Source organism: Curvibacter soli, assembly GCF_029211125.1.
Classification (GTDB): Bacteria; Pseudomonadota; Gammaproteobacteria; order Burkholderiales; family Burkholderiaceae_C; genus Curvibacter_A; species Curvibacter_A soli.
Map to the genome: position 1 here is coordinate 34,986 of NZ_JARGEN010000026.1, position 14,735 is coordinate 49,720.

The window sequence follows — 14,735 nt, forward strand, 5'->3', positions numbered from 1 at the left end:
ATAGCGCTCTCACCCACGAGGTGAACGCCCCGTCGAAGCCGGCAACGCCTGATTGCATGCGGCCTGGCAAGGGACGCAAAGCGGTCAACTGCCGTTTCCAGGTTTATAAGCCTTTTAGGCCTCCAGCGCTTATTCCACCTGCGGCGGCAGCTATATATATGATAGCAATCATCAGAACGGCAGCTTGGGGCCGCCCCCGCCCAAGCCCTTCATGCCGCCCATGCGCTTCATCATCTTCATGAGGCCGCCGCCCTTCATCTTCTTCATCATGCCCTGCATCTGCTCGAACTCCTTGAGCAGGCGGTTGACCTCCTGCACTTGCACGCCGGCGCCGCCGGCGATGCGCTTCTTGCGCGTGGCCTTGATGAGGTCGGGCTTGCGGCGCTCCAGCGGCGTCATGCTCTGGATGATGCCTTCCTTGCGCTTGATGTCTTTCTCGGCCCGGTCCAGGTCCATCTGACCAGCCTTGGCGGTGAGCTGGGCTGGCAGTTTGTCCATCAGGCTGGAGAGGCCGCCCATCTGCCTCATCTGCTGGATCTGGCCCAGGAAGTCGTTGAGGTCGAAGCCGTCGCCGGCCTTGACCTTGGCCGCGAGCTTCTGCGCGGCCTCCATGTCGACGCCGGCAGTGACCTGCTCGACCAGGGCCACGATGTCGCCCATGCCCAGGATGCGGCCGGCGTGGCGCTCGGCGTCGAACACCTCCAGGCCGTCGATCTTCTCGGACACGCCGGCGAACTTGATCGGCGCGCCCGTGACCTGCCGCACCGACAGCGCCGCGCCGCCGCGCGAGTCGCCGTCGAGCTTGGTCAAGACGATGCCAGTGAGCGGTAGCGCCTCCTTGAATGCCTTGGCCGTGTTGATGGCGTCCTGGCCCTGCATCGCATCGACGACGAACAGCGTTTCCACCGGATTCAGCGCCGCATGCAGCTCCTTGATTTCCTGCATCAGCGCCTCGTCGATCGCCAGCCGGCCCGCGGTGTCGACCAGCAGCACGTCGAAGAAGTGCTTCCTGGCGTAGTCGAGCGCGGCGCGGGCGATGGCCAGCGGCTTCTGCTCGGGCGTGCTCGGGAACCACTCGGCGCCGGCCTGCCCAGTGACGGTCTTGAGCTGCTCGATGGCCGCCGGGCGGTACACGTCGCCCGAGACGGTCAGCACTTTCTTCTTGCGCTTTTCGATCAGGTGCTTGGCCAGCTTGGCCGTGGTGGTGGTTTTGCCCGCGCCCTGCAGACCGGCCATCAGGATCACTGCCGGCGGTTGAGCGGCGAGGTTGATGTCGGCCACGCCCTCGCCCATGGTGGCGGCCAGTTCGCGGTTGACGATGCCCACCAGCGCCTGGCCGGGCTTGAGCGAGCCCAGCACCTCCTGGCCCAGCGCCTTGTCCTTCACGCGGGCGATGAAGTCGCGCACCACGGGCAGGGCCACGTCGGCTTCGAGCAGGGCCATGCGCACTTCGCGCAGCATGTCCTGCACGTTGGATTCGGTGATGCGGGCCTGCCCGCTCATCTGCTTGACGAGGCGGGAGAGTTTGTCGGTCAGGGCGGAGGCCATAGGGGCAGAGGTTCCGGCAGGCGGCGCGCCTGCATGGGTCGCCGGGAGCGGCGGGGTCGAAAGGCTAAACTTGGCCCATGATTTTAGCCAGTGCGTCCCCTGCGGGTCTGGGCCTCGGCCTTGCGGCTGCGGCGGCTTATGCCGTGGCCGCAGCAGCCGCTTCCGGCCTGGGCGCCGCCGCCCTGCGCGGCCTGCTGCTGGCCGCCTGGCTGCTGCATGCGCTGACCCTGGCCTGGGGCCTGCTCGGTGATCCGCCACGCTTCGGCTTCGCGCCGGCCTTGTCGATGACGGCGTGGCTGGTGCTGACGGTCTACGCAGTGGAAAGCCGGGTCTTTCCGCAGTTGCAGGCGCGCTGGGCGCTGGCCGCGCTGGGCACGCTCGCAGTAGCGCTGGCCCTGCTGTTCCCGGGCCAGCCGCTGCACATGGCGGCTTCGCCCTGGCTGCCGTTGCATTGGGCGCTGGGCATCGCGTCCTACGGACTGTTCGCCGCCGCCGTGATCCACGCCTGGATGCTGACCCACGCCGAGCGCCAGTTCCGCCAGGCCAGCGAGCCCGCGAGCGGCGTGCCGCTGCTCACGCTGGAGCGCCTGACGTTCCGCTTCGTGATGGCCGGCTTCGTGCTGCTGACGGCCACGCTGCTCGCGGGCTGGCTGTTCGGTGACACGCTGTACGGGCGCGCATCCTGGCGCTGGGACCACAAGACCGTGTTCTCCGTGCTGTCGTGGCTCGCCTTCGCGGTGCTGCTGCTGGGGCGTTCGCGCTTCGGCTGGCGCGGACGGGTCGCGGTGCGGGTGCTGTACGTCGGCTCCATCTTGCTGCTGCTGGCCTACGTGGGCTCGCGTTTCGTGCTCGAAGTCCTGCTGCGGCGGCCCGCATGAAGTTCCTGGTACTGCTGGTGGTGCTGGTCGTGGCCTATTGCGTGATGCGTCGGCGCGATCCGCCCGCCCCCACCATCCGCCCCACCCCGCCGCTGCCGCACCAGCCGATGGCGCGCTGCGCGGTCTGCGACATGCACGTTCCCGCCAGCGAGGCCATCGTGCGCGCCGATGCGGCGTACTGCTGCGCCGACCACCTGCGCCAGGCCACCACCGGGCGCTGAGCCCCGCCGATGGAGCAGGCCGCCAGCGACATCCGTGCGCCCACCGGCACGAGCCAGGCGTTCGTGCGCCTGTGGCACGGCGTTCTGACCGCCCGCATCATGGTGGCCGTGGCGGTGCTGCTGCTGCAACTGCTGACCGGCGCACTGGGGCAGGTCATCAGCCCGGTGTTCGCTGCACTGTGCGTGGCCTACCTGGGGTTGACGGTCACCGCCCGGCTGCTGGCCGGACCGGCCGTGCCGGCGCCGCATCCCAGCGCGCACTGGCTCGCCACGATCGGCGTGGACATCGCCACCTTCGCCGCGCTGCAATGGCTGCAGACCGGGACGATGAACTACACGCCCCTGTTCGGCATCCCGATCCTGATCGCCTCGGTGCTGGGCTCGCTCACGCTCGCGCTCGGCACCACGGCCTGCGTCACGCTGCTGCTGCTGGCCGACGCGGGCTGGCTGGCCGCGCACCTGCCGGGCGATGCCGCGCCCCGGTTCCTACAGGCGGCACTGACCGGCACGGGCTACTTCGTGGTGGCGGCGCTGGTGCAGCAGTTGGCCGTGCGGCTGGCGCGCGAGGAGGAGCTCTCGCGTCACAGCCGCATCGCCAACGCCATCCAACTGCAGGTCAACGCACTGGTGCTCGAACACCTGACCGACGGTGTGCTGGTCATCGACGCGCAAGGCAGCGTGCAGGCAGCCAACCCCGCCGGGCTGCAGTTGCTCGCAAGCGGGCGGTACTTGGCCACGCCGCCGTTCGCGCTGGCAGGCATGGACGCCTGGCGCCCGCTGCTGGAGCTGGCGCAGGCGACGTTTCGCAGCGGCGAGCCGCAGACTGCGGACGTCACCATGCAGCACACGGGCCAGAGCCTGCGCCGCCTGCATCTGCGCACGCGGTTGACCGTGCCGCAGGCGGCCGAAACGCCCAGCGTCTGCGTGATGTTCGCGCACGACCTGCGCGAAATGGAGGCCAAGCTGCGCACCGAGAAGCTGGCCGCCATGGGCCGCATGTCGGCGGCGGTGGCGCACGAGATCCGCAACCCGCTGGCCGCCATCGTGCAGGCCAATGCGCTGCTCGACGAGGAACTGCACGAAGCCGCCCAGAAGCGGCTGACGCTCATGGTGCAGCAGAACGCCGAGCGGCTGGCGCGCATCGTGGAAGAAGTACTCGACATCGCGCGTGCCCAGCACCCGGCCCTGCCCGCATCGCTGCTGCCGCTAGACGATGCGGTGGCGCAGATCTGCCGCGACTGGCAGTCGCAGGCACCGCTCATCCGGCAGCCGGCGCTGTCGCTGCAGGCCGGCGCTGCCCGCGTCGAATTCGACGCCGACCACCTGCGCCGCATCCTGGTGAACCTGCTGGACAATGCGCAGCGCTATGCCAACGGGCACGCGGATTCGCTGCAGGTTTCCACGCGCGCCTCGCCCCAAGGCGGCGCCGCGCGGCTGGAAGTATGGAGCGACGGCGCGCCCCTGGAGAAGACCGTGGAGTCGCATCTGTTCGAGCCGTTCTTCTCGTCCGAAAGCCGCTCCAGCGGACTGGGGCTGTTCATCTGCCGCGAGCTGTGCGAACGCCACGGCGCATCCATGGGCTACCAGCGCATCACGCACGACACCGCGCGCGGCCCGCTGGGCGGCAATGCGTTCACCGTCGTGTTCCGCCACGGCAACCGCACGGCCCCGCGGTCGCCGTTTGACACAATAGTGGTGTGACCCCCCGGACCTCCTCTCCATGACCGCCGCCCCCGCAGCCACCATCCTGGTCGTCGACGACGAGCCGGACCTGCGTACCCTGTACGAACTGACCCTGCTGCGCGAGGGCTATCAGGTCGAGACTGCGGGCTGCCTGCAGGATGCGCTCCAGCATCTGGAGCGGCGCCGCTTCGACGCCATCATCACCGACATGCGTCTGCCCGACGGCATGGGGCTGGAGTTGCTGCGCCAGTTGCGCGAGGACATGCGCACCGAGCGTTGCCTGGTCATGACCGCCTATGGGTCGGCGGAAAATGCGGTGGAGGCGCTGAAGGCCGGCGCGTTCGACTACCTGACCAAGCCGGTGGACCTGAAGCAGTTCCGCACGGTCGTTGCCTCCGCCGTGCAGGCCGATCCCGCGGCCAGCCGCGTCCCGCGCATGCCAGCGTACCGCCAGCCCGCGCCTGGCGACCGCGGCCACGCGGCGCTGCAGCGCATGGCGGGCGAATCGGAGTCCATGCGCATGGTCAAGCAGCGCATCGTGAAGGTTGCGCGCGGCATGGCGCCCGTGCTCGTGCGCGGCGAATCAGGCACGGGCAAGGAGTTGGTGGCGCAGGCCGTGCACGCCAACAGCCAGCGCGCGGAGGGACCGCTCGTCGCCATCAACTGCGGCGCCATCCCCGAGAACTTGCTGGAGGCCGAATTCTTCGGCGTGCGCAAGGGCTCCTACACCGGGGCCAGCCAGGACCGTCCAGGCTACTTCCAGGCGGCACGCGGCGGCACGCTGTTCCTCGACGAGATCGGCGACCTGCCGCTGGCCATGCAGGCCAAGCTGCTGCGCGCCATCCAGGAGCGCAGCGTGCGCCCGCTGGGCGCCACGCAGGAAGAGCCGGTGGACGTGCGCATCGTCAGCGCCACGCACCGCGACCTGGCGGCGGACGTGCTGGCCGGGCGCTTCCGCCAGGATCTGTTCTACCGGCTCAACGTCATCGAAATCGTGGTGCCGCCGCTGCGCGAGCGGCGCGAAGACCTGCCGGCGCTCTGCGAGGTGCTGCTCGCCCGCATCGCCGCCGACGCTGCCATGCCCGTGCCGCGCCTGTCCGCAGCAGCCCAGGCGCAACTGGCGCGCCATCCGCTGAGCGGCAACGTGCGCGAACTCGAAAACCTGCTGCACCGCGCCGTGGCATTGAACGACAGCGACGAACTGCAGTTGGACCATGATGCGCTGGAGGCACAGGCAGAAACGGTGCCCATGAATGCGCCGGAGCCCGCCGCGGCCGCAGCGCCCATGGCCGAGCCGCAGGCCACGCCGCCCCCGCCGGAGCACCTGCCCCGCGACCTGCAAGCCTACATGGACCAGCAGGAGCGCGAAATTCTCGTGCGCGCGCTCCATGAGAACGGCTTCAACCGCACCGCGACGGCGGCCCGGCTGGGCATCAGCCTGCGCCAGATCCGCTACCGGATCGCGCGGCTCGACATTCCCACGCCGCAGGAAAGCGATGCCCACGACGATACCGGCTGAAGCCTCCTGGGCCGGCGGCTGGTATGGCGGCGCGCAACGCGCGCCGTCGCCCAATTTCGGCCCACGCCCGGCGCATGTCCCGGTCGACCTGATCGTCATCCATTCGATCAGCTTGCCGCCCGGCGTCTATGGCGGCGATGCGGTGCTCCAACTGTTCGCCAATTCGCTGGACTGGAACGCGCACCCTTACTTCCAGCAGATCCGCGGGCTGCAGGTATCGGCGCACTTCTTCATCCGGCGCGACGGCGCGCTATGGCAGTTCGTGGACTGCGACGCACGCGCCTGGCACGCGGGCCGCTCGCATTACCGCGGGCGCGACAACTGCAACGACGACTCCATCGGCATCGAGCTCGAGGGCCTGGAGGGCGACACGTTCGAGCCCGCGCAGTACAGGACGCTGGCCGTGCTCTGCCAGGCGATCGCCGCACGCTACCCCATCCTGGATATCGCGGGCCACGAGCACATCGCGCCACACCGCAAATACGACCCGGGAACAGGCTTCGACTGGCCGCGCCTGCAGGCCCTGCTGGGATGGGATGCCACGCGCTTCCCCCCCGCGCCACGGCCTGCGTCGAGCACCTGAATATTTTTTCACCCCTCGATTGCGCGCGTTTTTCCGCCATACCGCAGCAAACATGCGTCCGGTGAGGCAATATGGCTTGCAACCGCGCGCGGGCATTGGCGCCATTCCCGCAAACCATGGTGGCGCGAGGGCCTCGGGGGGGCCTGGGAAAAGGTGTGAAACACAAGGTTTCAAAATCACGTCCATAAGGCGCCGGTACACTACAGGTAGTGTCTTGAATTCACCCGACACCCTAGATATAGTGTGCTGCGACTGAAACACAAACCGCTCCGCGGCGCCCGAATCCTTCGCAGACACCCCTCGCAGGCCGGTCTGCGTATCCCCAAAAACATCGCAAGAGGAATGCCCATGCAAATCGTCTCGAACACTCCATCTGCACCCATCGCTGGCTACCCCACCGCCCCCGCCGTACGCACGGGCGAGCAGCCGACCAGCGACTCGCTGGCGCACTACCAGATCATCCGCCGCAACGGAGCCGTGGTCCCGTTCGAGCCGCAGAAAATCGCCGTGGCCATGATGAAGGCATTCTTGGCCGTGCATGGCACGCAGGGCGCCGCATCGGCCAGCGTGCGCGAGGTGGTGGACAGCCTCACGCAGAACGTCGCGCGCGCGCTGGTGCGCTCACGCCCGGGGGGCGGGACGTTCCACATCGAGGACGTGCAGGACCATGTCGAACTGGGCCTGATGCGCGGCGGCCACCACGAGGTGGCGCGCGCCTATGTGCTTTACCGCGAACGCCGGGCCCAGGAACGCGCCCGCCAGGGCGTACAGGAAGCGGCGGCGACGCCTGCGCTGCACGTAATCGACGGCGGCCAGCGGGTGCCGCTCGATACCGCGAACCTGCAGCAGTTGATCGAGACCGCCTGCGCGGGCCTGAGCGCGGACGTCAAGCCCGCGCCGGTGCTGGCCGAGACGATGCGCAACCTGTACGACGGCGTGCCCATCGAGGAGGTCTACAAGGCCTCCATCCTGGCGGCGCGCACCCTGATCGAGAAAGACCCCGACTACACCTACGCCACTGCACGCCTGCTGCTGCACACCATCGCCAAAGAGGTGCTGGGCCGCGAGGTCACCCCCTCGGAGATGGCCGAGGGTTATGCAGACTACTTCCCCCGCTTCATCAAGAAGGGCGTGGACAACGAACTGCTCGACGAACGCCTGCTGCAGTACGACCTGCCGCGCCTGGCCGGCGCGCTGAAGGCCGAGCGCGACCTGCAGTTCGACTACCTCGGCCTGCAGACGCTGTACGACCGCTACTTCCTGCACGTCAAGAAGACCCGCATCGAGCTACCGCAGGCATTCTTCATGCGCGTGGCCATGGGCCTGGCGCTGAACGAGATCGATCGCGAAGCGCGCTCCATCGAGTTCTACGAAGTACTGTCGTCGTTCGACTTCATGTCTTCCACGCCCACGCTGTTCAACAGCGGCACGCTGCGCTCGCAGCTCTCGAGCTGCTACCTGACCACGGTGCCCGACGACCTGGACGGCATCTACGAATCGATCAAGGAGAACGCCTTGCTGTCCAAGTTCGCCGGCGGCCTTGGCAACGACTGGACGCGGGTGCGCGCACTCGGCAGCCATATCAAGGGCACCAACGGCGAATCGCAGGGCGTGGTGCCGTTCCTCAAGGTGGTGAACGACACGGCGGTGGCGGTAAACCAGGGCGGCAAGCGCAAGGGCGCGGTCTGCACCTACCTCGAAACCTGGCACCTCGACATCGAAGAATTTCTGGAGCTGCGCAAGAACACCGGCGACGACCGCCGCCGCACCCACGACATGAACACGGCCAACTGGATTCCCGACCTGTTCATGCGCCGCGTAATGGAAAAGGGCAACTGGACGCTGTTCTCGCCGTCGAACGTGCCTGACCTGCACGACAAGTTCGGCGCCGACTTCGAAGCCGCTTACGTCGCCTATGAAGAAAAGGCGGCCCGCGGCGAGATCAAGCCGAGCAAGACCATGCCCGCGACCGACCTGTGGCGCAAGATGCTATCGATGCTGTTCGAAACGGGGCATCCCTGGGTCACGTTCAAGGATGCATGCAACATCCGCTCCCCGCAGCAGCATGTCGGCGTGGTGCATTCGTCCAATCTCTGCACCGAGATCACGCTCAACACCAGCGACACCGAAACCGCAGTCTGCAACCTCGGCTCGGTCAACCTGCGCCAGCACCTGAAGGACGGGAGCATCGACCACGCCAAGCTCAAGAAGACCATCGCCACCGCGATGCGCATGCTCGACAACGTGATCGACATCAACTACTACGCGGTCAAGAAAGCGCGCGACTCCAACATGCGCCACCGCCCCGTGGGCCTGGGCCTGATGGCGTTCCAGGATAGCTTGTACGAGCTGCGCATTCCCTATGCCTCGCAGGAAGCGGTGGAGTTCGCCGACCAGTCGATGGAAGCGATCTGCTACTACGCCTACTGGGCCTCCACCGATCTGGCCGCCGAGCGCGGACGCTACTCGAGCTACCGCGGCTCGCTGTGGGACCGCGGGCTGCTGCCGCTGGACACGCTGGACCTGCTGGCACAGGCGCGCGGCAACGCCGACTATGTGCAGGTGGACCGTTCGTCCACGCTCGACTGGGACGCCCTGCGCAAGAAGATCGCCGCCAACGGCATGCGCAACTCCAACTGCGTGGCCATTGCGCCGACCGCCACCATCTCCAACATCGTGGGCGTGGACGCTTCCATCGAGCCCTGTTTCGGCAATCTGTCGGTCAAGTCCAACCTGTCGGGCGAATTCACCGTCATCAACGGCTACCTCGTGCGCGACCTCAAGCGCCTCGGGCTGTGGGACGAGGTCATGGTCATGGACCTCAAGCACTTCGACGGTTCGCTGCGCCCCATCGACCGCGTGCCGCAGGAAGTGAAGGCGCTCTACGCCACGGCTTTCGAGGTCGAGCCGGCCTGGCTGGTGGAGGCCGCCGCGCGGCGGCAGAAATGGATCGACCAGGCCCAGTCGCTCAACATCTACATGGCCGGCGCATCGGGCAAGAAGCTCGACGACACCTACAAGCTCGCGTGGCTGCGCGGCCTGAAGACAACCTACTACCTGCGCACCGTGGGTGCCACGCACGCGGAGAAATCCACCGTGGCAGCGGGCCGCATGAACGCAGTCTCATCCGGCAGCGAACCGCAAGGCAGCCATGCGAAAGCACAGCCCCCCCAGCCCCACAGCGCCATGGAGGCCGCAGCCGCGGCAGCCCGCGCACAGGCCGATGCAGTGCCTGCAACTGACATCAAGTTCTGCGCCATCGACGACCCAACCTGCGAAGCATGTCAGTGATGCATTGCGCGGTGCCGCATGCATGCGACATACGCGATGCTGATGAACAACAAATTACGGCAGCGGTACGCGGCAAACCTTTCCATTTCGCACCTCTGCTTTCATAATCCGCGCATTGGAAAACTTATGTTGACCTGGGACGAAGAAGTCAAACCCTCACCGCAAACTCCGATGCATGGCGGCCTGACCGGCAGCTATCCGGCGGACTCGCCGTCTCTTTCTCCCCCTCTCTCCGCATTGCTGCCCACGGCATCCACCGTGCCCAGTGCCTCCACGCACACAGCGCCTGCCACCACCCAGCACCGCCGCGTGAATGCCGCCGACAAGCGCATCATCAACGGCCAGACCGACGTCAACCAGTTGGTGCCTTTCAAGTACAAGTGGGCCTGGGAAAAATACCTTGCCACCTGTGCCAACCACTGGATGCCACAGGAGGTGAACATGACGCGCGACATCGCGTTGTGGAAGGACCCGAACGGCCTGACCGAAGACGAGCGGCGCATCGTCAAGCGCAACCTCGGCTTCTTCGTCACGGCCGACTCACTGGCCGCCAACAACATCGTGCTGGGCACCTACCGCCATATCACGGCGCCGGAATGCCGCCAGTTCCTGCTGCGCCAGGCATTCGAGGAAGCCATCCATACTCACGCCTACCAGTACATCGTGGAGTCGCTGGGCCTAGATGAAAGCGAAATCTTCAACGCCTACAACGAAATCCAGTCGATCCGCGACAAGGACGAGTTCCTGATTCCGTTCATCGGCGCCATCATGGATCCAGGCTTCAAGACCGGCACTCCCGAGGCCGACCAGACGCTGCTCAAGTCGCTGATCGTGTTCGCGTGCCTCATGGAAGGGCTGTTCTTCTACGTCGGCTTCACGCAGATCCTGGCGCTCGGCCGGCAAAACAAGATGACCGGCGCGGCGGAGCAGTACCAGTACATCCTGCGCGACGAGTCGATGCATTGCAACTTCGGCATCGACCTGATCAACCAGATCAAGCTCGAGAATCCGCACCTGTGGACGGCGGAGTTCAAGGCCGATATCAAGGCGCTTTTCACCAAGGCTGTCGAGCTTGAATACCGCTATGCCGAAGACACCATGCCGCGCGGCGTGCTGGGCATGAATGCCTCCATGTTCAAGGGCTATCTGCGTTACATCGCCAACCGGCGTGCCACGCAGATCGGCTTGGAAGCGCTTTACCCCAACGAGGAAAACCCATTCCCGTGGATGAGCGAGATGATCGATCTGAAGAAAGAGCGCAACTTTTTCGAAACCCGGGTGATTGAATACCAGTCGGGTGGTGCGCTTTCATGGGACTGACCCGCTGGCCCGGCATCTCATGATTTCTTCTATCGCGCCCTTTGCCGATTGCGTCGCAGAACGCAAGGCCCAAGGGCGTTACCGTGTTCATGGCGCTGGAGCCCGGCTCCAACGCCATGGATCGCTTCATGCCCCCAACAGGCTTGAAGTGCTCTTTGCAATTTGATCAAGGAGAAAATGATGGCAACTGCAAAAAAACCGGCCGCCAAGAAGGCCGCTCCCGCGAAGAAAGCTGCGCCTGCCAAGAAGGCCGTAGCGAAGAAGGCAGCGCCGGCGAAAAAGGCCGTAGCGAAGAAGGTCGTCGCCAAGAAGGCAGCGCCGGCGAAGAAGGCCGTAGCGAAGAAGGTCGTCGCCAAGAAGGCGGCACCGGCGAAGAAGGCCGTAGCGAAGAAGGTCGTCGCCAAGAAGGCCGCACCGGCGAAGAAGGCCGTAGCGAAGAAGGTCGTCGCCAAGAAGGCCGCGCCGGCGAAAAAGGCCGCAGCGAAGAAGCCCGCCGCCAAGAAAGCGGCCAAGGCCCCCGCCCCTGCCGCCACACCTGCCCCTGCTGCCCAGACCACGCTGAACCCGCAAGCCGCTTGGCCGTTCCCGACGGGAACCAAGCCCTGAGGTCCACGCGTTCATCGCATCCAGCCCGGCCTGCGTGCCGGGCTTTTTTATGCGCCGGAGCCCGCATGCGCACTGGATCAACCGGGAGTGAAGTCAAGGGTGTAGTTTTGCGGACCGCGCTGCGCGATCTTCAAGGCACCCACGCGGCCGCCCAATTGCGCGCAGCGCGCCAAATCCCAACCACGCTCCAACCCAAAGAGCAATGCGCCCCGCCATGCGTCGCCACACCCCGTAGGGTCGACCACGGCCTCGGCGCGGGTGGGCGGCACGCGGGTTTTCTGGCCGCCAACCCACACCTCGCTGCCTTCGCCGCCCAGAGTGATGACCAGGCCGTCGACGCGGCGTGAAATCTCTGCCGGGCCCCAGCCGGTGCGCTCGCTCAGCATCTTGCCCTCGTAGTCGTTGACAGTGACCCAGTGCGCAAGATCGATGAAATGCGCCAGTTCGCGACCATCGAACATCGGCAGGCCCTGGCCCGGGTCGAACACGAATGGAATGGCGGCAGCGCGGAACTGCTCGGCATGCCGCAGCATGGCGTCGCGCCCGTCCGGCGCGATGATGCCGAGCTTGATGTCGCTGCGCGGCACGATGGGCGTCTCATGCGCCTGCATCATGGCGCCGGGGTGGAACGCGGTGATCTGGTTGTTGTCGCGGTCCGTCATGATCATCGCCTGGGCCGTGTAGGCCCCCTCCACGGTGCGCACGTACTCCGTGCTGATGCCCTGCGCCTGCAGGCGCGCCACATAGTCCGCGCCATCGACGCCAACGGTAGCCATGGGCAACGGCGCACCGCCGAGCTGGCGCAGGCTGTAGGCGATGTTGCCGGCACAGCCGCCGAAATCGCGGCGCAGACCGGGCACAAGAAACGACACGTTCAGGATGTGCAACTGGCCCGGCAGTATCTGCTCGGCAAAACGCCCCTCGAAGGTCATGATGGTGTCGAAGGCAAGAGAACCGCAGATGATGGCTGCCATGGCAGGAAGAAGGATATGTGGAAGGGAAGGCCGCGCGGGGCCTCACGGATAGAAGGCCAGCAGACGGTATCCCGCCACGCGGGGCGGGCTGCTGGCGGGCGACGCTGCAATGCGCAACGCCACCGTCGCGCTCCATTCGCCGCCGGGCGACAAGACGGCGGGCGCATTCAAATCCTGGGGACGCAGCACGCGCCGCAATACGGGCTGGTCCTGTGCGTCGGTCAGGGTCAGCTCCACGGACGGTGTGGCCAGCGGCAAGACTGCCGTGTTCTTGAGTGCCACCGCCAGTTGGTAGGCATCGCCACGCAGTTTGCTGAATGAGGAGCTGTCGATCACCATGGCATCGATCTGCCGGAACGGCGCAATGCTGCATTCCAGGGGCCGGCACAGCGCTGCCAGCAACGGCTGCAGGCGCGGCTGCCATGCGGCCAGCCGGTCGCGCTCCTGCACACCGACCTGTGCCGCCAGCCCCGCGAGCAGCACGATGAATACCGTACCCAAGCCCAGCCGCACCAGCGGACGCCGCCAGAAGACTCTGCGGCGCGCGGCACGCATGAACGATACATCGGCGGCCTCTGCATCCATGTCGGCATCCATGCCATCCTGGCTTGCATGGCGCGGAGATGCCGTTGCCGACTTCGGCATGACCGGCGGCTCCTGCACCGCGAGGCCATCGCCGCCAATCTGGCTCCGCGGCGAGGGAAACGCCGACCCATCGTCGAGCAGCGCCAGTTCGTCCGTGCCGGCAGAGGCATCAGGCTTGGGGGGTGAAAAAGGTGCAGCCGGCGCCGTGGCGAGCAGGGCAAAGGCCGCCTCACCGCCTACCTTTTCTTCAGCAGCAGCGGGCGCCGGAGCCGATGGAATCGCCGCAGGCGCGGGCACCCGCACGACGGACCCGACACCCGAGACAGTCTCCTCGCCAGCGGACCGCAAGAACCGGGGAATCTCTGCGGACGGAGTGCTTGCAGGCGCAGCCACCGGAGGCGCGGCAGGCGCCGACGCCGGTGGCAGCACTGGCGCGGGCGGCATTGACTGCAGATGCGTCGAGGCGTCGAACACCTCCGCGCATCGTCCGCAGCGTACCCATCCTTCGGATATCCGAAGCTGGTCTGGAACGACTTTGAACATCGTCCGACAGGCGGGGCAACGGGTGATCTGGCTCATCTGTGCACGATTGTAGGGGCCGCCCATGCCCCCCATTCATGCGCCGCCGGGGTGAGTGGCTGTCATCAGGATCCAGCCGTCTTCGCTGTCCGCGACACCCAGCGCGAGGTATGGCGCGTAGGCGTCTCGCAGTTCGTCAGCCTGCCGCTCCAGGATGCCCGCCAGCACGAGATGCCCGCCCGGCGCGACATGCGCGCACAACAGCGGCGCCAGCACCTTGAGCGGCGTGGCCAGAATGTTGGCCAGCACGGTCTGGTAGACGCCATCCGCGCGCTCGGGCGGGCCGGCGGCGATAGGGACGCCGTTGGCCTGCGCGTTCCGCACCGCGGTCTCCACCGCAGCGGGGTCGATGTCCACGGCATCCACCGCTGCCGCGCCGCACTTGGCGGCGCCGATGGCCAGGATGCCCGAGCCGCAGCCGTAGTCCAGCACGCGGCCCAGCGCGGCACCCGTGCCGCCCTGGCGGGCGATCCAGCGCAGGCACATGCGCGTGGTCGGATGGGTCCCGGTGCCGAACGCCAGCCCCGGATCAAGCCGGATCGACTGGCGTGCCTGCATGGGCAATTCGTGCCAAGTCGGGACGATCCAGAACTCCGGCGTCACCTCCACCGGCGCGAACTGCGATTGCGTGAGCCGCACCCAATCCTCATCGGGCACCGGGGCCATGGCAAGCACGCGGCACTCCGCGAAGAAATCCTGCGCCTGCAGCAGCAGGCTGGCGTCGCGTGCCGCGGCCTCGGCGGTGAACAGCGCCACGACGCGCGAGCGCTGCCAGCCCTCGCGCGGCGGCGGCAGGCCGGGCTCGCCAAACAGCGCCTGTTCGGCATCGGTCTGCGCGTCGGCATCTTCCACGCTGATGGACAGCGCACCCAGGGCTTCGAGCGCGTCGCACAACGCCTCGATGCGCTCCTCCGGTGCCAGCAGGCTCAGTTCATGCATGGCGCGGCG

The 14,735-nt window shown here is 66.8% G+C and carries 12 protein-coding genes; 8 read left to right on the top strand and 4 right to left on the bottom strand.

Going from position 1 to position 14,735, the window contains the following annotated elements; translation table 11 throughout:
- Positions 1 to 171: 171 nt before the first annotated feature.
- A complete protein-coding gene (ffh, locus tag PY257_RS06085) occupies positions 172 to 1,548 on the bottom strand; it encodes a signal recognition particle protein (protein ID WP_275739934.1) in 1,377 nt (458 codons plus the stop codon).
- Positions 1,549 to 1,625: 77 nt separating this feature from the next.
- Here ffh and PY257_RS06090 point away from each other — a divergent pair, with 77 nt between their 5' ends.
- The 8 genes from PY257_RS06090 to PY257_RS06125 all read left to right on the top strand — a co-directional run bounded on the left by PY257_RS06090 (position 1,626) and on the right by PY257_RS06125 (position 11,649).
- Entirely contained in the window at positions 1,626 to 2,426 is an 801-nt protein-coding gene (locus PY257_RS06090; RefSeq protein ID WP_275739936.1) for a cytochrome C assembly family protein, read from the top strand.
- Entirely contained in the window at positions 2,423 to 2,647 is a 225-nt protein-coding gene (locus tag PY257_RS06095; RefSeq protein ID WP_275739938.1) for a PP0621 family protein, read from the top strand. The genes PY257_RS06090 and PY257_RS06095 overlap by 4 nt, the downstream gene beginning before the upstream one ends.
- Before the next feature lie 9 nt (positions 2,648 to 2,656).
- Positions 2,657 to 4,348 (top strand): ATP-binding protein, encoded by a 1,692-nt coding sequence (locus tag PY257_RS06100; RefSeq protein ID WP_275739940.1) that lies wholly within the window; start codon positions 2,657 to 2,659, stop codon positions 4,346 to 4,348.
- A gap of 19 nt (positions 4,349 to 4,367) precedes the next feature.
- The gene (locus tag PY257_RS06105; RefSeq protein WP_275739942.1) at positions 4,368 to 5,849 is read left to right on the top strand and encodes a sigma-54-dependent transcriptional regulator; all 1,482 of its coding nucleotides are present in this window, start codon (positions 4,368 to 4,370) and stop codon (positions 5,847 to 5,849) included.
- Positions 5,827 to 6,432 (top strand): 1,6-anhydro-N-acetylmuramyl-L-alanine amidase AmpD, encoded by a 606-nt coding sequence (gene ampD / locus PY257_RS06110; RefSeq protein WP_275739944.1) that lies wholly within the window; start codon positions 5,827 to 5,829, stop codon positions 6,430 to 6,432. The genes PY257_RS06105 and ampD overlap by 23 nt, the downstream gene beginning before the upstream one ends.
- A 348-nt stretch (positions 6,433 to 6,780) precedes the next feature.
- Positions 6,781 to 9,723: a ribonucleoside-diphosphate reductase subunit alpha gene (locus tag PY257_RS06115; protein WP_275739946.1), complete on the top strand. Its 2,943-nt coding sequence runs from the start codon at positions 6,781 to 6,783 to the stop codon at positions 9,721 to 9,723.
- A gap of 126 nt (positions 9,724 to 9,849) precedes the next feature.
- Entirely contained in the window at positions 9,850 to 11,043 is a 1,194-nt protein-coding gene (locus tag PY257_RS06120; RefSeq protein WP_275739948.1) for a ribonucleotide-diphosphate reductase subunit beta, read from the top strand.
- A gap of 180 nt (positions 11,044 to 11,223) precedes the next feature.
- Entirely contained in the window at positions 11,224 to 11,649 is a 426-nt protein-coding gene (locus PY257_RS06125; RefSeq protein WP_275739950.1) for a histone H1-like repetitive region-containing protein, read from the top strand.
- A 77-nt stretch (positions 11,650 to 11,726) separates the two neighbouring features.
- Here the strand turns inward: PY257_RS06125 and PY257_RS06130 are convergent, their stop codons facing one another.
- Genes PY257_RS06130 through prmA form a run of 3 tightly spaced genes read right to left on the bottom strand, consistent with a single transcriptional unit; the run spans position 11,727 to position 14,726 of the window.
- Positions 11,727 to 12,623: a carbohydrate kinase family protein gene (locus PY257_RS06130; protein ID WP_275739952.1), complete on the bottom strand. Its 897-nt coding sequence runs from the start codon at positions 12,621 to 12,623 to the stop codon at positions 11,727 to 11,729.
- Between the two features lie 42 nt (positions 12,624 to 12,665).
- On the bottom strand, positions 12,666 to 13,787 hold the full coding sequence (locus tag PY257_RS06135) for a DUF3426 domain-containing protein (protein WP_275739954.1): 1,122 nt from the start codon (positions 13,785 to 13,787) through the stop codon (positions 12,666 to 12,668).
- Positions 13,788 to 13,823: 36 nt separating this feature from the next.
- Positions 13,824 to 14,726 carry a 50S ribosomal protein L11 methyltransferase gene (gene prmA / locus PY257_RS06140; RefSeq protein WP_275739956.1) on the bottom strand — a complete coding sequence of 301 codons (903 nt, stop codon included), beginning with the start codon at positions 14,724 to 14,726 and terminating at the stop codon, positions 13,824 to 13,826.
- Between the last annotated feature and the right edge of the window lie 9 nt (positions 14,727 to 14,735).